The 20,172-nt window shown below is 41.7% G+C and carries 14 protein-coding genes; 9 read left to right on the top strand and 5 right to left on the bottom strand.

Translation table 11 applies throughout. The features are described from left to right. Positions 1 to 12: 12 nt before the first annotated feature. The gene (locus tag BUC07_RS16290) at positions 13 to 903 is read right to left on the bottom strand and encodes a cation diffusion facilitator family transporter (RefSeq protein ID WP_073172005.1); all 891 of its coding nucleotides are present in this window, start codon (positions 901 to 903) and stop codon (positions 13 to 15) included. 167 nt (positions 904 to 1,070) lie between these two features. On the opposite strand from BUC07_RS16290, the gene BUC07_RS16285 reads away from it, so the two are divergent. From BUC07_RS16285 to BUC07_RS16255, 7 genes are all read left to right on the top strand, one after another. After that, entirely contained in the window at positions 1,071 to 2,189 is a 1,119-nt protein-coding gene (locus tag BUC07_RS16285; RefSeq protein ID WP_073172094.1) for a glycosyltransferase, read from the top strand. 228 nt (positions 2,190 to 2,417) lie between these two features. Next, positions 2,418 to 5,489 carry a tetratricopeptide repeat protein gene (locus BUC07_RS16280; protein WP_073172002.1) on the top strand — a complete coding sequence of 1,024 codons (3,072 nt, stop codon included), beginning with the start codon at positions 2,418 to 2,420 and terminating at the stop codon, positions 5,487 to 5,489. A 13-nt stretch (positions 5,490 to 5,502) separates the two neighbouring features. Continuing rightward, positions 5,503 to 7,305 (top strand): TonB-dependent receptor, encoded by a 1,803-nt coding sequence (locus tag BUC07_RS16275; protein WP_073172000.1) that lies wholly within the window; start codon positions 5,503 to 5,505, stop codon positions 7,303 to 7,305. A 286-nt stretch (positions 7,306 to 7,591) separates the two neighbouring features. Beyond that, positions 7,592 to 9,562 (top strand): DNA topoisomerase (ATP-hydrolyzing) subunit B, encoded by a 1,971-nt coding sequence (gene gyrB, locus BUC07_RS16270; protein WP_073171997.1) that lies wholly within the window; start codon positions 7,592 to 7,594, stop codon positions 9,560 to 9,562. Positions 9,563 to 9,604: 42 nt separating this feature from the next. Further along, entirely contained in the window at positions 9,605 to 10,195 is a 591-nt protein-coding gene (locus BUC07_RS16265; protein ID WP_073171994.1) for an LOG family protein, read from the top strand. Between the two features lie 168 nt (positions 10,196 to 10,363). Then, the gene (locus tag BUC07_RS16260) at positions 10,364 to 11,797 is read left to right on the top strand and encodes a Do family serine endopeptidase (RefSeq protein WP_073171991.1); all 1,434 of its coding nucleotides are present in this window, start codon (positions 10,364 to 10,366) and stop codon (positions 11,795 to 11,797) included. 111 nt (positions 11,798 to 11,908) lie between these two features. Next, positions 11,909 to 12,769 (top strand): sigma-70 family RNA polymerase sigma factor, encoded by an 861-nt coding sequence (locus BUC07_RS16255; protein WP_073171987.1) that lies wholly within the window; start codon positions 11,909 to 11,911, stop codon positions 12,767 to 12,769. Positions 12,770 to 12,885: 116 nt separating this feature from the next. Here BUC07_RS16255 and BUC07_RS16250 read toward each other — a convergent pair whose 3' ends face one another. Beyond that, a complete protein-coding gene (locus BUC07_RS16250; protein ID WP_083578308.1) occupies positions 12,886 to 14,430 on the bottom strand; it encodes an OmpA family protein in 1,545 nt (514 codons plus the stop codon). A gap of 58 nt (positions 14,431 to 14,488) precedes the next feature. Continuing rightward, a complete protein-coding gene (gene rlmD / locus BUC07_RS16245; RefSeq protein WP_073171981.1) occupies positions 14,489 to 15,901 on the bottom strand; it encodes a 23S rRNA (uracil(1939)-C(5))-methyltransferase RlmD in 1,413 nt (470 codons plus the stop codon). 396 nt (positions 15,902 to 16,297) lie between these two features. On the opposite strand from rlmD, the gene BUC07_RS16240 reads away from it, so the two are divergent. After that, complete coding sequence (locus BUC07_RS16240) at positions 16,298 to 18,250, top strand: ABC-F family ATP-binding cassette domain-containing protein (protein ID WP_073171978.1); 1,953 nt, start codon at positions 16,298 to 16,300, stop codon at positions 18,248 to 18,250. After that, positions 18,250 to 18,984 (top strand): 23S rRNA (guanosine(2251)-2'-O)-methyltransferase RlmB, encoded by a 735-nt coding sequence (gene rlmB, locus BUC07_RS16235; protein ID WP_073171975.1) that lies wholly within the window; start codon positions 18,250 to 18,252, stop codon positions 18,982 to 18,984. Before BUC07_RS16240 ends, rlmB begins: the two co-directional genes overlap by 1 nt. Here the strand turns inward: rlmB and BUC07_RS16230 are convergent. Together BUC07_RS16230 and BUC07_RS16225 are read right to left on the bottom strand one after the other, a co-directional pair. Beyond that, complete coding sequence (locus BUC07_RS16230; protein WP_073171972.1) at positions 18,981 to 19,448, bottom strand: Lrp/AsnC family transcriptional regulator; 468 nt, start codon at positions 19,446 to 19,448, stop codon at positions 18,981 to 18,983. The genes rlmB and BUC07_RS16230 overlap by 4 nt on opposite strands. Before the next feature lie 81 nt (positions 19,449 to 19,529). Further along, on the bottom strand, positions 19,530 to 20,012 hold the full coding sequence (locus BUC07_RS16225; protein WP_083578307.1) for an Lrp/AsnC family transcriptional regulator: 483 nt from the start codon (positions 20,010 to 20,012) through the stop codon (positions 19,530 to 19,532). Positions 20,013 to 20,172: the final 160 nt, after the last annotated feature.

Here is a 20,172-nt window from a genome sequence, read left to right as displayed (position 1 = left end):
AAAATTTCATGTTTAGCAATCGGTGTCGCATAACTGTTGCAGGTCACTGTTTTCAATTTGAAATGTGGTGTGACCGATGTTAAACTTTTCACTCAGTTCTTTTTGTAAATCGGTAATAAACCGATCATTGTTTCCGTTGGGCATAACCAGGTGTGCCGTAAGTGCCACCTGCGTGGTGCTCATGGCCCAGATGTGCAGGTCGTGGAGGTTTTCAACGCCCTCTTTTTCTTCAATAAAGGACCGCACTTTTTCCACGTCAATATTTTTGGGAACCGCGTCCAGCGCCAGATTTACCGAATCGGAGAACAGTTTCCAGGTTCCCCATAAAATCACGGCAATAATGATGAAACTCATCACGGGGTCGATCCAGAGTTTTCCGGTAAGCAGAATGAGCAATCCGGCAACAACCACCCCCAGCGAAACGCCTGCGTCGGCAGCCATGTGTAAAAAGGCACCACGGATGTTCAGGTCGTCTTTTTGTCCTTTAATAAAAAGCAGCGCGGTAATTGTGTTGATAACAACGCCTATTCCGGCAACAATCATAATTTGTGTTCCGCCCACGGGCTGCGGGTTTTGCAGTTTCATTACAGCATCCCAGCCAATGGCCGTTACGGCACCAAAAAGCAATATGGCATTTAAAATGGAGACCAGAATGGTTGTTTTCCGCAATCCGTAAGTATATTTTCCGCTGGGCTTGAGTGAGGCCAGCCAGGCAGCTGCCCATGCAAAGGCCAGTCCCAGCACATCACTGGCATTGTGACCCGCATCGGCCAGCAGTGCCGATGAGTTGGCAATGAGCCCGTAAACAATTTCAATCGCCACAAAAATTATATTCAGTGCAATGCCAATGGCAAAAGCTTTGCCGTGGGTTACCTGATGTGTATGTCCGTGCGAATGTGCCATGTTACAATTTTATTTGCTGCAAAATAACAAAAAATTAAGCGTAAAAAGTCTTTTTCATTGTCCCCTAACAAACGAACGGCGGCGGGGTTCGGTGTTAGTTTTCATCGTTATGTTGCATGGCTTCAAAATTTTTTCCGATTTTTACAGTGAAATCCAAAAACAGTAATTTGAAATTAGCAGCCAGAAAAAGAATAATTGTATCGGTTACCAACGATTTGGTTTCGGACAATCGCGTGCACAAAACCTGTTCTACATTAGCTGACATGGGTTTTAACGTGTTGCTTGCGGGCCGGAAATTGCATCACAGTCCCAAACTCACTCCGCGAAGTTATTCCACCCGAAGGTTTAAACTGCTGTTTAATAAAGGCCCGTTGTTTTATGCCTGTTATAATTTCAGGCTGTTTTGGATTTTGATTTTCAGGAAGTTTGATTTGCTGCTGGCCAATGATCTGGATACGCTTCCGGCCAATTATTTGGCAGCGAAAATTAAAAAGAAACCGCTGGTTTACGACAGCCATGAGTATTTTACCGAAGTGCCTGAGCTGGTGAACCGCACCACGGTGCAGCGGATTTGGGAAGGACTGGAAAAGCAACTCGTTCCGAAAGTGAACGCGGCTTACACGGTGTGCGATTCCATTGCCCGCATTTATACTGAAAAATATGGAGTTGATTTTCGGGTGGTGCGGAATGTGCCGGCTAAGCAAAACTTTAACCCCGGCGATGATAATACTTCAGAAAACCACGAGAAAATAATTCTTTACCAGGGAGCAGTGAATATTGGCCGCGGACTGGAGCAGGCCATTTTGGCCATGAAATATTTGCAGGGCGCAAAACTGCTCATTGCCGGCGACGGCGACATTATAACTGAACTGCAGCAGTTGACCGAAAGGGAAGGGTTGCAAAACAAAGTGCAGTTTTTGGGGCGTCTGCCCATTGACGAGCTGGCGCAACTCACCCCGCAGGCCCATCTGGGATTATCAATTGAAGAGGATTTGGGCCTTAATTACCGCTACGCGCTGCCCAATAAGTTGTTCGATTACATCCGGGCGCGGGTGCCCGTGCTGGTAACTGATTTGCCTGAAATGGCCACGTTGGTAAAGCACTACCAAATTGGCGAAACCATCCACGCGCTGGAACCGAAACTGTTGGCCGAAAAAATGGAAGAAATGTTGGAAAATCAAGCAAAACAGGCCGAATGGAAACAAAACCTGGAAACCGCCGCCCGTGAGCTGAACTGGGAAAACGAAAAAGGTATTTTAGTAAAAATATTTCAGCCTTTTTTATAACTCAGGGCTGCATTTCAGTTTTCTCATTATGTACATGCAATTTTAATTTTTTCATCCGTTTGAATACTAAACAAAAGAAATAAACAGTTTCTTGTTAAGAAAATTGAATGTTTTTTAGCAGTCCATGAAAGCGATTATGTCTATTTTAGAAATTTGATTCAGGCTGAAAAATGCCGCGTTAACAGGCAGTCAGCAGGAAGAATCAAATGATTTTCAAAAAAATAAAGCATGAGAACTATACGAATTTTAGTAGTTATTCCACTTTTTCTATTTTTTTCTTTCCCGGCATTTGCGCAGCAAACTGACTATTTTGAAGATATTAGCGAGCGGATTCAAATGGCGCGTGAACTGTACAGGCAGGAAAAATACAACTCTGCCTACCAGGAATTTGACAAAATTACCCGGCAGGTTGATCCCAAATCGGAAATCTATTCGGAGGCCCAATTTTACAAAGCAGTATCGGCTTTAAAGTCAGGATTAACGGCAGGCTACAAAATGGTTGACCGGTTCATTGAAGATTTTCCTGAAAGCCCTTATCTCAACCGCGCGTGGTTCAACCTGGGCAGCTATCAGTTTGAGCGGAAGCATTATGCCGCTGTTTTGCGAAGCTACGCCGAGGTGGATCAGGCTGAGCTGGATGAATTTGAACGCGTTCAGTTTAAATACCAAAATGGTTACTCGCACCTGATGATGGATAACGAAGAGCAGGCCCTTGCGGAGTTTGAAGAAATTAAGGATGCCAATAATATTTACAGCCGGCCAGCCAGCTATTACTGGGCGCATATTATGTACCTGCGCGAGAATTACCAGTCGGCACTGGAAGGGTTTTCCAAACTTGACAACGATCCCACCTATTCACGTGTTATTCCGCTTTATGTAAGCCATATTTACTACAAGCAGGAAAAGTACCAGGAAGTTGTTGATTATACCGTTTCAATTTTAGATGACGTGGAGGAGGAGCACCGCACCGAATTGTCGAAAATTGTGGGCGACTCCTGGTTTCATTTGCGCGAATACGAAAAAGCAATCCCTTACCTTGAAACCTATTACGAAACTTCCGGTCCCAAAACCCGGGAAGACAACTACATTCTGGGGTATTGCTACTACACAACAGAAAATTATGAAGGAGCCGTTCCACTGCTCGAAAATGCTTCGAAAGGAAAAGACGAAATGGCTCAAAACGCCTACTACCACCTGGCCGATGCCTACGTAAAAGTAGATGAGAAAGAGAAGGCAAGAGTCGCTTTTGAGGCGGCATCGGAACTCGATTTTAATGAGCGGATAAAAGAAGATGCCTTGTTCAGCTACGCCAAATTAACCTACGAGCTTTCTTATTCGCCTTTCAACGAAACCATTAAAGCTTTCGATCGCTACATTGAACTGTACCCCAATTCAGAAAGAAATTCGGAAGCCTACCGCTATTTAACCGAAGTTTTTATGGTTACCCGGAATTACCAGGATGCCATCAGTTCAATCGAGAAAATCGAAAATAAAACACCTTCAATTTTGAGGGCCTACCAGCGGGTAACTTTTTTCAGGGGGCTCGAACTGTTCAATAATCTCGCTTACAATCAGGCTATTGATTACTTTGATATTTCGTTAAGCCACGGCAGCCACAGCCGGGAAATAAATGCCCGGGCACTGTACTGGAAAGCTGAAGCTTTGTTCCGCGTGGGCGATTACAACAGTTCGATTGCAGCTTATTCAGAATTTTTACGAACGCCCGGTGCTTTTTCACTGTCCGAATTCAGGGATGCGGAATATAACCTGGGCTATGCCTATTTTAAACTGGAAGATTACCAGTCGGCTGGTCAGCATTTCCGGAACTACATTAATGCGGCCAAAGACCAGCGCAGTGAAAAACTGGCTGATGCCTACAATCGGGTGGGGGATTATTATTTTTTGAATGAAGATTATACACTGGCAAAGCAAAACTATCAGCATTCGCTTGACATGAATTTGTTTGAACCTGATTATGCTCTTTACCAGATTGCCTTTTGCCAGGGATTGTTGCGTCAGTACCAGGCAAAAATTAATTCACTGGAAAGGTTGCAGACAGGTTTTCCGGATTCTGAATATGCCGATGATGCCCTCTTTGAGCTGGGCCGCGCCAACGAAAGACTTGGCAATAACACGGCAGCAACACAAAATTACCGACAGATAATAAACAACCATGCTGAAAGTAACTTCTACCGGAAGGCGCTTTTGCAAATGGGATTAATTAATTATAACAGCGGCAATTTCAGCCAGGCGGTGAGCCATTTTAAAAACGTGGTGGAAAATTTCAGGGGTTCGTCCGAAGCTCAAACGGCTTTGATGGGAATTAAGAACTGTTATGTTGAAATGAATAATGTAGATGAATATTTTGCCTATACCAACCAGCTGGGCGGTGGGGTAAATGTGACCACATCGGAACAGGATTCAATGACCTACATGGCAGCCGAGCGGCTTTACATGTCGCAAAACGACCAGGCTGCCTCGCAGCTTTCAAATTATCTGCGGCAGTTCCCCAATGGCAGTTTTGCCACCAATTCCCATTTCTATCTGGCTGAATTGCTTTATAAAGAAGGTGAATTCTCAGAGGCCAACGAACATTACACTTATGTGGCACAGCAGCCCAATAATATTTTCAGTGAACAGGCGCTTTCACGGGCATCGGAATTAACGTTCAATGCCAATAATTATGCACAAGCGCTTGAGTTGTTCAATCAGCTCGAGAGAGTTGCCGGCAGCAAATGGAATAACCTGAAAGCCTATACCGGCCAGATGAGGTGTAATTTTGAACTGGAAAACTACCAGGCAGCTATCAGTGCAGCACAAAAAGTAAAAAACTCGGATGTGGTAAATGAAGCGTGGATGCGCGAAGCCAACTTTATTTCAGGGAAATCCCATTACCTCAGCGGAAACCACCAGGCTGCCATTGAGCCACTGAAAGCTGTGGCAACCGACACCAAGCTGGAACAAGGCGCTGAGGCGAAGTTTTTGATTTCTGAAATTTATTACAACAGCGATCAGAAACAGCAGGCAGAAGAGGAAATTATGGATTTTATTGCGAAAGGAACACCGTTTCAGTTCTGGCTCGGGAAATCATTTTTGCTCCTTGCTGATATTTACATCGACCGCGGTGATGATTTTCAGGCAAAACATACCCTGCGCAGTGTAGTTGAAAATTACGGTGCCGACAACGATGGGGTAAAAGAACGGGCCGCTCAAAAGCTGGCAGCCATTGAAGCCCAGGAACAGAAAGACGAGCAAAATGCCCGCGACAGTTCTTTCCAGTTAGAATTTAACGACAATTAAAAAAACAATGAATATGTTCAGGAATAAGTTAAAATACATATTGTTTTCATTTTTTGTAACTGCTTCAACTTTTGCTTTTGCACAACAGGATACCACGCTGACACAGGAAGTTGAAGTAGTGAAAGATTACACCCCTACCATTTCAGGTGCCAATAAAATAAGCGATATGCCGAGGATTGAAGATGAGGATCAGGAAAAACCCAGCTTTACTTACAGCATATTTTCGCAACCCATTTTCAATACTTTTTCGGTGAATACATTAAAAGCGGCCACATTCAGTTCGGAGCCTGATGAACCTGAAGGACTGGGATTGGTAAGGGCCGGTGTAGGAAATTATAACCGCCCTTACGCGGAGGTGTTCTTTAATAGTAAAAATGGCCGGAACACGCTTTTTGGTTTACATGGAAGGCACTTGTCGTCGCACGGGAAAATTAAGCTTGAAGGTGATGACCGCGTGAAAGCACCGTATTCTGAAAACGAAGCCGAGATGTTTGTCAAGCACCTCTACCGCAACGCGATCCTGTCAGTAAACCTTAAATTCGATCATGAGGGGTTCAATTATTACGGTTATCCCAACGAGCCCGTGCCGGAAATTCTGCTTGAAGAAGACCACGGAATTAACTATTTTGGGTCAAGGCAAACATTTTCCAAAGGAACCTTTAATATCAACCTCGACAACAGCATGGCCCGCAACCGCGAATTTGCTTTCGATTTCGATTTTTTGTATCACTATTTCGGAACAAAAACCGACCAGCGCGAGCATTACGGAAATTTTACAGCCGATGTCAGAAAACCTTTTGATTCAGGCGAAGGATTATTGAAAGCTGGTGCCACATTTGTGCAGGCCACCGATGTTTTTAACCGCACTTTAATGGAGGTTGGCAAAGACCAGCAAACCTGGCTTACCGCCCAGCCGGCATACCGGATTGGAGGTGATGTGGCTAACCTGAAAGTGGGTTTTAAAAGCTGGTTTGTGCTCGACAACGATACGAATGCAGTGGCTAAAATTGCGCCGGATGTGAGAGTCAATTTTGCACCGGTGAAAGAGATTATCAATATTTTTGCCGGCGTTGACGGCAATTTCATAAATAACCACTACTCAAAAATTGCCTACGAAAATCCGTTTGTGGATCCGCAACACGATGTGAAAAATAGTTTTGAGAAATTTCATTTTTATGGCGGTTTCGATGGAAAATTTGCCACAAAAACCAATTTTAAAATTGCCGTTGATTATTCAATGATAAAGGATCAGCCGCTCTATTACCTTTTTAAATATGTGTATCCTGACCCGGGAACTGTTCCGGCACCATCAATTACCGATAATGATTTTGATGTTTTGTATGATGACCTCGACCTGCTGAAATTTAACGTGGAGATTTTCCATGCTGCTTTTGAAAAGATGAACCTGCTGATTTCGGGTAATTACTATGTATATAAAATGAAAAATCAGGAGGAAGCATGGAATATGCCACAGTGGGATGGAAAAATATCAGCCGGTTACCAGGTTTCAAAACAGTTAGATGTAACTGCCGACCTGTTTTTAACCGGCCAGCGAAAAGCCCTCATTCTTGAACACGACGGTTTTGATCCGCGTCCGGTTTTATCTGCCAAACTTCTGGCTGATCCTGATGTGCGGCAACATTCGTATAATTTGCCCATGGTTTTCGACCTGAATTTTAATGCCAATTACAAGATTACCGAAAGGTTTTCGGTATTCGCGCAACTCAATAATTTTGGTTTTCAAAAATACCAGCGCTGGCTGGGCTATCCGGTACAAAGTTTTAATGTACTCGGAGGGCTGAGTTACGCATTTTAGCCGATGTTAAGTTTGTGAATTTTTAACAGTAAATTTTACATTTCATCTGCAGGCTGTAAGACTTCTTTTTGTGCTCATTTTCAGGTTGATAACTTGTTGAAAAAACGTGATTGTAATCAGCATGAAATCCCCGTCTCTTTGGTTATTTTTGTTATATTTGCACGATGATTTTCCTGACTTCCTGATTTGTTGAAAAGGAGTTGAAAATCAATGTTTTGAAGTGAATGATAACCAGTGTATTATCATTCATTTTTTTAAAATAGTTTATTAAATTAAAAAATATAGAATGACTGATATAAAAAAGGAAATTATCCCCCTTGACGAGAGTAAAATTTATTCAGCAGAAAGTATTCAGATACTCGAAGGACTCGAAGCTGTAAGGAAGCGTCCGTCGATGTATATTGGCGACACCAATGAAAAAGGGCTTCACCATTTGGTTTACGAGGTGGTTGATAACTCTATTGATGAGGCGATGGGAGGCTATTGCAACAATATAGAGGTTATAATCCATGAGGATAATTCCATTACAGTACGTGACGATGGCCGTGGGATTCCAACTGAAAAACATTCGAAAGATAATAAGTCGGCCCTTGAAATCGTAATGACGGTTTTGCACGCCGGAGGTAAGTTTGATAAGGATTCTTATAAAGTATCAGGCGGGTTACACGGTGTTGGTGTTTCCTGTGTAAATGCCCTTTCATCCTATTTAAAAGCCGAAATTCACCGCGACGGAAAAGTCTGGACGCAGGAATATTCAATTGGAAAACCTAAAGGTGAGGTGCAGGTAATAGGTGACTCGGACGTTACCGGTACCATAATTACTTTTAAACCAGACGAATCCATTTTTCAAACCACCAATTATAAATACGAAATACTGGAAGCCCGCATGCGTGAGCTATCCTTTTTGAATGCCGGCATCCGGATGGTACTGAAAGATGAACGCCAAAAAAATGAAGAAGGGGAGATCAGGGTTGATGAATATTACTCTGAAGAAGGATTAAAGGAATTTGTTCAGTACCTCGATGACACCAGGGTGAAATTAACGCCCGACGTGATTCATATTATTACTGAAAAGAATAATGTTCCGGTGGAGATTGCCATGCAATACAACAACACTTTTTCGGAAAATATTCATTCATACGTAAACAATATCAATACCATTGAAGGTGGTACGCATTTAACCGGTTTTCGCAGAGGTTTGACCCGGACACTGAAAAATTACGCCGAACAATCGGGGATGCTCTCCAAATTGAAATTTGATATCAGTGGCGATGATTTTCGTGAAGGGTTAACTTCCGTTATTTCGGTAAAAGTGGCAGAACCCCAGTTTGAAGGACAAACCAAAACAAAATTGGGAAATTCAGAAGTCAGTCTTGCTGTTGACCAGGCAGTTAGCGAAGCCTTGTCGCTTTATTTGGAAGAGAATCCGAAATCGGCCAAAATTATTGTGAATAAAGTTGTTTTGGCTGCACAGGCTCGCCACGCTGCCCGCAAAGCCCGCGAAATGGTGCAACGTAAAAGCGCCCTGTCGGGTGGCGGTTTGCCCGGTAAGTTGAGCGACTGCTCGGAGAAAGATCCTACCCTGAGTGAAGTTTTCCTGGTTGAGGGTGACTCTGCCGGTGGTACTGCAAAGCAAGGCCGTGACAGAAAGTTTCAGGCCATTCTTCCACTGCGCGGAAAAATCCTGAATGTGGAGAAAGCTATGCAGCATAGGATCTTCGAAAACGACGAAATCAAAAATATTTTTACAGCTTTGGGCGTAACAATTGGTACCGAAGATGATTCAAAAGAGCTAAATCTCGATAAGTTACGGTACCACAAAGTTATTATCATGACCGATGCCGATGTGGATGGAAGCCACATTGCAACGCTGATTATGACATTCTTTTTCAGGTATATGCAGGAACTTATCAAACGCGGATATTTATATATCGCCACTCCTCCGTTATATCTTCTGAGAAAAGGGAAAAAAGAAACTTATGCATGGACCGAACAGCAACGGCGCCAGGTAATTGAGGAATGGGCCGGCGGTGTTGAAAGCGCCATCCATCAGCAAAGGTACAAAGGCTTGGGTGAAATGAATTCTGAACAGCTGTGGGAAACAACCATGAATCCTGAAAACCGGACCTTGCAGCAGGTTACAATTGATAATGCTGCTGAAGCTGATCACATTTTTTCAATGCTCATGGGCGACGATGTGCCTCCACGCCGTAAGTTTATTGAGGACCATGCAACATACGCCAATATTGATGCATAGTTTGTAAAGCAGGATCTCACTTAATTTATTTCGGAATTATTTATGAACATTTGCGTATTTTCTTCGTCAAGCAATGCCATTAATCCGGTCTATTTTGAAGAAGCCAGGACTTTGGGAAAATTGATTGGCGAAAACGGCCATACCCTGATAAACGGAGGGGCAAATGTGGGGTTGATGGAGGCTGTAACCGTTGCAGCCTCTGAGGCCGGAGCAAGAACAATTGGAATTTTACCTGAACGATTGATTGAACGATCGCTGGCTTCAAGCAATGCACACCAGGTTATTACAACCAAAGACATGCAGGAACGAAAAGCCAAAATGCGTGAGCTGTCTGATGCATTTATTGCGCTGCCCGGCGGGTTTGGAACACTTGAGGAGATACTTGAAGTTTTAACTTTGCGGCAATTATCTTATCATTCAAAACCCATTGTTTTCATTAACACCAACAACTTTTTTAAATACCTTTTCAAACAGTTTGAAGTCTCTTTTTCCGAATTGTTTGCAAAAGAGGTGTACCGGAAGTTATACTATTCAGCACATAATGCAGCAGAAGCATTAAATTATATTTTAGAATATAAACCGGAAGAACTCGATTCGAAATGGTTTGTAGTACCAGAAAAAGGTACAAAATAACATAACTGACAAAATTTCATTTTTAGTGAAATTTTTTTTGTCATTTTTTGACAATTACTTGTTTTGTTTGTTAAATAATGCAAAATGAACCTTTTAGGTTTGAGTGAAAAATAACACTGGCAGCATATTTGCGTTCATTTATACGCAAAATTTTAAAAAATTAAAACCATGAAGAATACAAGAAAATATGCTTTAACTTTTTTGTTGGCAGTGGCAAGTGCCTTTTTGGCTGTTTGGATCTACAGCTCTTTTTTTGCCAAAAGCGAAGTTGTTACAATTAAAGAAGAACAACCGGTTCGGTTTGCTGCCTATTCGGATGGAGATGCATCGCTTCCCGATCTGACTTATGCTGCTGAAAAATCGGTGCACTCAGTTGTGCATATTGCCACCCAGTCTGTGCGTGGTGGCGGATGGTCAACCGGAAATCCTTTATTTGATGAGTTTTTCGGATTTCGCCAGCAGGAACCACAAATTGCCAGGGGATTCGGATCTGGCGTTATCATTTCAGACGATGGATATATTGTTACCAACAACCACGTCATTGAAAGAGCACAAAAAATAAAGGTCATTCTTAACGATAAGCGCGAATTTGAAGCCCGCCTGGTTGGTGCCGACCCATCAACCGATATTGCATTGTTAAAAATTGAAGCAGAAGATTTGCCGTTTCTTACCTATGGCAATTCAGATAATTTGAAAATTGGGGAGTGGGTACTGGCAGTTGGTAATCCTTTCAACTTAACATCAACTGTAACCGCAGGAATTGTTAGTGCGCGTGCACGTAACCTTGGAATAAATGCCGAAGAATTATCAATTGAGTCATTTATACAAACCGATGCAGCGGTGAACCGTGGCAACAGTGGGGGAGCTTTGGTAAACCAGCAGGGAAACCTTGTAGGAATAAATACAGCCATTGCCTCGCGTACCGGTTCTTATGCAGGCTATTCATTTGCTGTGCCGGTTTCAATTGTGAAAAAAGTTGTGGAAGATTTAGTTGAATTTGGCGAAGTTCAGCGCGCGCTGCTCGGAGTGAGAATTGGAGATGTTACAGCAGCTGTTGCTGAAGAATATGACCTCGACAAGGTGGAAGGTGTTTTTGTTGGTGAAGTTACGGAAAGCGGTGCTGCACGCGATGCCGGCATAAAATCAGGCGATGTAATTATCAGTGTGGCAAGCGAACGGGTAAATTCTTCGGCCGAGTTGCAGGAAAAAATCAGCCGCTACCGTCCGGGAGACGATGTTGAAATTGGTATTAAAAGAAACGGCGACAGGAAACAATTTACAGTTACCTTACGTAATAAACACGGTGACACTCAAATTGTGCGCGATAATATAACTGTTCTCGGTGCCCGGTTTGATGAAGTCAGTACAAGAGAAAAAAGAAATCTTGACATTGAGAATGGCATCAAAATTATAAAACTGGAAGATGGAAAATTAAAAGATGCCGGTTTGGAAGAAAATTTTATTATAACACATGTGAACAAAAAACCAATTTACGAGGTAAATGATTTAAAAAGAGAGATAGGGAATGCGAGAGGAGGAATTTTAGTTGAAGGCATTTATCCCAATGGAGAACTTGCTTACTATGTTTTTGGTGTTGATTAATAAATGTATTTGGTACCTTTAAATAAGTATTAACAATAACTATAAGATGGATTCCACCTTGATCGCTAAATAATAATATTCTATATTTGCACGTTTTTTTAAGAAGAGTTTATGAGACAGCTAAAGATCACAAAGTCTATTACCAATCGTGAAAGTGCTTCGCTGGATAAGTATTTGCAGGAAATTGGCAAGGAAGAATTAATTACTGTTGAAGAAGAAGTTGAACTGGCCCAGCGTATTAAGAAGGGTGATCAGGCTGCTTTGGAGAAATTGACACGGGCAAACCTGAGGTTTGTGGTGTCTGTTGCTAAACAGTATCAAAATCAGGGGCTTAGTTTGCCCGACCTTATTAACGAAGGAAACCTGGGGCTGATTAAGGCAGCAGAAAAATTTGACGAAACCCGTGGTTTTAAATTTATTTCTTATGCGGTTTGGTGGATTAGGCAATCTATCCTTCAGGCACTGGCAGAACAATCGCGTATTGTCCGGCTTCCGTTAAACCAGGTGGGGTCATTGAATAAAATCAATAAAGCCTTCTCCAAATTCGAACAGGAACACGAGCGGAAGCCCTCTCCCGAAGAGCTGGCTGATTCACTCGAATTGCCTGCCGATAAAGTTTCCGACACGCTCCGTGTTTCCGGAAGGCATGTATCGGTAGATGCTCCTTTTGTTGACGGAGAAGACAACAGCTTGCTCGATGTGTTGGTTAACAACGATTCGCCCAATGCCGACCGTACCCTTATTCAGGAATCGCTGGCGCGGGAAATCCACAGGGCACTGGCTACGCTAACCGAAAGGGAAGCCGATATTATCCGCTTGTTTTTTGGAATTGGTTGCCAGGAAATGACTCTCGAGGAAATTGGTGAACGTTTTGGTTTAACCCGTGAAAGGGTTCGTCAGATCAAGGAAAAAGCCATTCGCCGGTTAAGGCATACCTCGCGAAGCAAGTTACTTAAAACGTATTTGGGATAAACTTTGTGTAAGAAGAATTTATTATGAAACGGTGTCATTTATGGCACCGTTTTTTGGTAAAAAAAAGCTGCCTTAAAAGTTAAGACAGCTTTCAAAGTATAGTAATTCTTTTGAGATTAATCCATGCCCAAAATTTTAAATTCAGTACGGCGGTTTTTCCGGTGTTGTTCCTCCGTGCAGTCAACACCATCGTCGCATTCATTTACAAGCTGGGTTTCCCCGTAACCTTTTGCAGTTATGCGATCCCTGGAAATTCCCTGCGAAACGATATAGTTTACAGCAGAATCCGACCTTTTCTGGCTCAGTTCTTCATTGTATGCATCGCTTCCGCGGCAGTCGGTGTGTGAGCCCAGTTCAACTTCCCATGATGGGTTATCTTTCATTATTTTCACCAGCTTGTCCAGCTCAACTTCCGATTCAGGTAAAATATCCCATTTGTCGAAATCGTAATAAATATTCTCCATTACGAATTTTTGACCGACCTCAACTTTTTCAATATTCAAAACAACCTCCACTGTGCCATACGGTTTGTTTTTGGTTGAAAATGACTTAGATTCGTTTTGATAGCCTTCGTGTTCAGTTATGGCTGAGTATTCCGTATCGCCATCAAGATCCCTGGTAATTATTCCCTGGTTGTTGGTATAAAGCGAGGTGTTATCATTAAAATTCACCTTAACATTGCCAATGGGGTCGCGTGTGTTGGCATCCTGAACCAGTAACCTGAGATCGTACTCGCCTTCAAAAATAACTTTGTAGATGTCGTCGTCACCTTCTCCACCGGATTTTTGCGAAACCAAATAACCAACTTCGCCTTCGGGATGGATAACCAGCCCAAAGTCATCCTCAGGTGAATTTAATTCCCTTAGGTTTTCCGGTGTTTTAAAGCCGGCTCCCGACATGTTTGCGTAATAAATATCAAGGTTGCCTTGCCCTGATGATAATCCGTTTGAAGCGAAAATTAATCGTTTGCCTTCGTGCAGGAATGGAAACATTTCATTGCCGCTGGTATTGATTTTTTCGCCCAGGTTTACCATTTCTCCCCATTCTCCGTTTTCCCGAACGGTCATGTACAAATCAGTTCCGCCATTTCCTTTTTCGGGAATGTCGGAAGCAAAAATGAGCGTGTCGCCGGTAACTGAAATTGCCGGATGACCTACTGAATACTTCGAGCTATTGAAAGGTAAATCACTAACGTAGCTCCACCCTGAACCCGATTTTTTCAGTACAATAATTTTTAAAGGAATGTTGGCTTTTTGAAAAACTACATTCTTCACATCCGGATTTTCGAAATTACTCAATGTTACATACAGTTCTCCGGTTTGTTGGCAGTAGGAAACCGGTCCGGCATGATACCCGGCGCTGATTTCATTAAGTTTTCCTTGCTTGCCGGATTGAAGGTGTCCTTTTGAATCAACCGGCGAAGCAAAAATGTTGTAGAATACATTTTCGGTTTCACCTTGTTGTAACTTGTTTATTTCAGCATTGTCAAATGCTGAAAACCACAGTTGGTTTTCGACAAATGCAGGGCCAAAATCACTGGCTGCGGTGTTAATTTGTGTTTTTTCAACCTTGATGGTTACGTTTTCCAGAAATTCCTGATTAGTTTGACCCAATAAGTACATAGGTAATAAACCCATTAAAAGTAATAGTGTCCTTTTCATTTTCCCGATTTTATAGATTTTGGGTTATCAATATACTAAATTTAAGACAAATAACCTCTCAAATTATAATTTTTTCGAGAAGCACCACATTTTCCACATGATGGGTGTGTGGAAACATATCAACCGGTTGTACCTTGCTCACCTTGTAGAATTCACTCAATAATGAAACGTCGCGAGCCTGGGTTGCAGGATTACAACTGACGTACACAATTTTATCAGGTTTAATGGCAGTCAAAGTTGCAACTACGTCTTTATGCATTCCAGCTCTCGGCGGATCGGTTATCACAACATCCGGATGGCCCAACTGTTTAATAAATGCGTTCCTCATTACTTCTTTAATATCCCCTGCAAAGAAGTGGGTATTGTCAATTTTGTTTATTTCTGCATTTATTTTTGCATCGTTTATGGCTTCCGGGACATATTCAATTCCTACCACTTTTTTTGCATTGCGGGCAATAAAATTAGCAATTGTGCCTGTACCGGTATATAAATCATAAACTGTTTCACTGCCTTTCAGGTCGGCAAAATCGCGTGCCACTTTATACAGCCGGTAAGCCTGTTCTGAATTGGTTTGGTAAAAGCTTTTCGGGCCTATTTTAAACTCCAGGCCTTCCATCTCCTCAAAAATATGGTCGCGCCCGTGAAAAAGTTCAATCTCCTGGTCGGTAATGGTGTCGTTTCCTTTTTCGTTTATAACATACATGAGTGAAGTAATCTCAGGGAACTCATCTTTTAACGCCTCAAGCAGTTTTATTCTTTTATTTTCATCTTCGTGAAATAATGAAAGAATTACCATTGTTTCGCCGGTACTGCTGGTCCTGATAATTAATGTGCGCAGAAAACCTTTCTTCTCGCGGATATCGAAAAAATCGAGATTGTTTTCAATCGCATAATTGTAAATGAAGTTTCTGATTTTATTGGAAGGCTCAGGTTGCAACCAGCATTTTTCAATGTTAATTACTTTGTCGAACATGCCCGGAGCATGAAAACCCAGGGAATCCGAATTGGAAAAATCTTTGCCTGATTCAATTTCTTCTGCTGTCAGCCATTTTTTGTTCGAAAAGGTAAACTCAAGTTTATTTCGGTAGAATGTATTTTTTTCTGAACCCAATATAGGAGAAACTTCAGGTAACGAAACTTTGCCAATTCTTTTCAGTTGATCTTCTACCTGCTTTTGCTTGTAGGCAAGTTGTTTTTGGTAAGGAAGGAATTGCCATTTACAGCCACCGCAAGTGCCAAAATGCTCACAAAACGCCTCCACTCTGTCTTTTGAATACTCGTGAATTTTTGCAACAAATGCTTCCTGGTATTTTTTGCGTTTCTTGGTAACCTGCAAATCAACTACGTCTCCCGGAATGGCTAATTTGGTAAAAACTATCAATTCACCAACTCTTGCCAGTGCTTTTCCTTCCGAGCCGATGTCTTCAATCTGAATTTTCTCGTAATATGGTTTTTTCCTGTTTCTTCCCATTTTTTTTCTGCAAATATAGTGTTTATGCGTTATTTGAGCGTTTTTATCCAAGAATCCTTATTCCCAAATAGATACAATGATTCCCATATTGGGAAAACAGTTGGGGCACCCCCTGTTTTATCCATATTTGTAGGGTAACTATTTTTATTGTAGAATCTTTTTTACCTATATTTGTTATGATTTAATGGTTGGTTTTATTTTCAGAAATAGAGCTAAAAAAGGGGAAAGCATCTTCTGTATTTATGATTGGTTTTGTGTTTAGGGGTTTGTAAATCATCAATCATCTTCAAAAAGCGTCCATAGCTTTCCCCTTCCTTTTTTTTACCCGCGAGGGTATTTTTTTTGCCCTAAACTTTCTTCATTATCATTATCTTTGGCCACTCTGATTTAGTATTTATGATTTCATTAAATAAAGTAAGTATAAGTTTTGGTGGTTTTGATTTGTTGCACTCCAGCAGTTTTTTGATTCAGCCCGACGATCGCATTGGTTTAATTGGTAAAAACGGCGCTGGTAAAACCACGCTGCTTAAGCTCATTGCCGGAAAACTTGAGCCCAGTTCGGGAGAAGTAAGTTTGCCTAAAGACACTACAATTGGTTACCTCCCGCAGGAAATGAAGTTAACTGATACCCAAACATTGGTTGACGAAACAATGCTGGCTTTCGATAAAATATTAAAAATTGAAAAAAAGATTGCCGCGTTAAACAACGAAATATCTTCAGAAACTGATTTTCATTCTGATGGCTACCTGAAGAAGCTGGATAAGTTATCGGAGCTGAACGAGCGATATTCAATTCTTGGCGGCGATAACTACCAGGCAGAGCTGGAGCAAACGCTCCTGGGACTGGGGTTTGAGCGAACTGACTTTGACCGGCCAACATCCGAATTCAGCGGAGGCTGGCGGATGCGTGTTGAACTGGCAAAACTCCTGTTGAAAAAGCCGGACTTGATTTTACTCGATGAGCCCACCAATCACCTCGATATTGAATCAATCCAATGGCTTGAGAATTTTTTGAAAAACTATAAAGGCTCGGTGGTTTTGGTTTCGCACGACAAAGCATTTCTCGATGCAGTTGGTAACCGCACCATTGAAATTTCGCTTGGAAGAATTACCGATCAGAAAATGAAGTATTCCGATTTTGTGGAATGGAAAAAAGAACAGCGTGAAGTTCAGCTGGCATCCTACCGCAACCAGCAAAAAATGATTGAGGATACTGAAAAGTTTATCGAGCGTTTCAGGTATAAAGCAACCAAAGCGGTGCAGGTGCAATCGCGTATTAAACAACTTGAGAAATTGGACAGGATTGAGATAGAGGAGGAGGATAAATCAGCGATAAATATTAAATTTCCTCCGGCACCACGTTCAGGAAGAGTTGTAGTTGAGGCCAAGGCAATCAGCAAAAAATATGGCGAAAACCTGGTGTTGAATGATATTAATTTGAATGTGGAGAATGGAGACAAAATCGCTTTTGTAGGCCGTAACGGAGAAGGAAAAACCACACTCGTCAAAATTATTCTGAATGAAATTGAACATGAAGGGTTTTTAAAATTAGGCCATAATGTTAAGGTGGGATATTTTGCTCAAAATCAGGCGCAACTTTTAAATGAAAATCTCACCGTATTAGAAACAATAGACGAAATTGCCACCGGTGATGCAAGGACTAAAATACGCGATATTTTGGGCGCATTCCTTTTTTCGGGCGAAGATGTGGAGAAGAAAGTGAAAGTGCTTAGCGGGGGCGAGAAATCACGACTGGCCATGATCCGACTGTTGCTTGAGCCAGTAAACCTGCTTGTGCTCGATGAACCAACCAATCACCTCGATATGCAGTCGAAGGAAATTCTGAAAAATGCGCTGATTCATTTTTCAGGAACTATAATAGTTGTTTCACACGATCGTGAATTTCTCGATGGAATGGTTGATTGTGTTTTTGAATTCCGAAATAAAAAAATTAAGCAACACCTTGGTGGTATTTACGAGTTCCTTCAGAAAAAGAAGATGGAATCGTTGAAAGAACTGGAGGCAGCAAACAAAAAAAGTCAATCAAGGAAGGGCAGTGACCGAAAAGCCGTTTCCAATACCATGGATTTAAGCTTTGAAGAACGCAAGGAAATCTCGAAATCGATTACCCGTTTCGAAAAGAAGGTTGAAAATACAGAAGACGAAATTGAAAAGCTTGAAACCGAAATTTCGGAGATGGACGAACAACTGTCATCTTCCGAAGTGGTTAATGATAACACGGTATTTAAGAAATACGATGAACTGAAAGCCACACTCGAGGAGACGCTAAAAAGGTGGGAAAGGGAGCATGAAGAACTGGAAAACTGGAAAAAGAAAAAATACTGGTAATGAATAAAGAAGATTTTATTTTTGGAACGAGGGCTGTTATTGAGGCCATTAAAAACGGCCGGCCTGTTGAAAGAGTTTTGATTAAAAAAGGGCTCGAAAATGACTTATTTCGTCAGCTCTTTGATTTGGTGAAAGAGAATAGTATTCCTTTCCAGTTTGTGCCGTTAGAAAAAATAAACCGCGTTACCCGGAAAAATCATCAGGGCGTTCTGGCTTTTGTATCGGCAGTTGAATTTGCTGATATTGAGATGGTTGTGCCTGGTTTGTTTGAGTCGGGCGTTGAGCCGTTGGTGCTTATACTCGACCAGATTACTGATGTGAGAAATTTTGGCGCCATTGTGCGAACTGCTGAATGTGGTGGTGTGCATGCCATTGTCATTCCTGAAAAAGGAATGGCGCGGATTGGTGCCGATGCCGTTAAAACCTCGGCAGGTGCCCTGCATTCAATTCCCATTTGCCGGTCTTCAAATTTAGCTTCGGCAATTAACTTCCTGAAGGATTCAGGCATGAAAGTGGTTGCTTCTACCGAGAAAGCAGAAAGAAATTATACCGAGGCAAAAATGGATGTACCACTTGCCTTGGTTATGGGAGCTGAAGACACGGGCATTTCGCCGGCAATATTAAAATTGGCTGACGAGCAGGTAAAAATTCCGCTTTTTGGAAATATTGAGTCGCTGAATGTTTCGGTTGCTGCAGGTTTAATGATTTACGAGGCAGTTCGCCAGCGTGGTTAACTGTTTACCGGAATGGTTCTTTTGAAAGATTCTTCGAGCGATATAAAAGTTTCGGTACTCGCAATGCCGGGTATTTTTTGAATCTCGCTGCTTAGTACCTTTTTCAAATGTTCATTGTCTTTCGCATAAACTTTTATAAAAATAGCGTATTCCCCCGTGGTATAGTGGCATTCCACAATTTCAGGAATCAGCTTGAGTTTTTCAACTACTTCTGAAAAAAGCCCGCCTTTGTCGAGAAAAATCCCGATGTAACTGCAGGTTTTAAAATCAACTTTATTCGGATTTATATGGTACCCGGAGCCAATAATTACATTTAGGTCGATCATTCGGTTTACGCGCTGGTGCACGGCTGCTCTGGATACTCCAACTTCTTTGGCAACATCTTTAAAGGGGATGCGCGCGTTTTGGGTTATACTGTTTAGAATTTTTAGGTCAACATCATCTAAATTATTTCTGAGTGTCATTTTTACTGTTTTCTGTCAAATTTAGAAAAAATCAAAAAATAATGGTCAAAAAAAAGCCGGATTAGTACCGGCTCATTTAGTTTATTTTATTGGAACCTGCCGTTTAAAGTCCATTTCAAGCGACATAAATGTTTCTGTCCGGGCAATTCCTTCAATTTCCTGAAGGTAGTTATCGATAATATGCTTTAAGTGTTTGTTTGTTTTGGTTTGAATTTTTATAAAAATGGCATACTGTCCGGTGGTGAAATGACATTCAACAACTTCGGGGATTGCTCTTAACGCTTCCACAACCTGTGTGTGGAATTTAGCTTTTTCAAGATGTATGCCCATGTATGCACAGGTGTTGTACCCTAATTTTTGCGGGGTGACAATAAATTCGCTTCCTGAAACAACTCCTATGTTTTGCAGCCTTTGTACCCGTTGGTGTATTGCTGCTCCTGAAACACCGCATTCCCTGGCTACCTCCAGGAAAGGTATTCGTGCGTTTTGGGTTATAAGTTTCAGAATTTTTTCGTCAAGCTTGTCGATATTGACAGCCTGATCGAGGTAATCTGGTGTATTCATTTTTTGTATTGTTCTTTTAAAGTTTCAATTTATTAAGCAAATGTATCAAATTTTTATGATTGCTAAGAAACTGTTTAAATTTTTAAAATTATATGATTAATATATTGACTATCAGTTGGTTGATTACGTTATTTATCGTATCTTTAAGAGTACCAACTAC

The sequence above is a fragment of the Tangfeifania diversioriginum genome (assembly GCF_900141875.1).
Lineage (GTDB): Bacteria > Bacteroidota > Bacteroidia > Bacteroidales > Prolixibacteraceae > Tangfeifania > Tangfeifania diversioriginum.
Note: the sequence above shows the minus strand (reverse complement) of the source record. Positions and strands in the feature narration are given on the sequence as shown.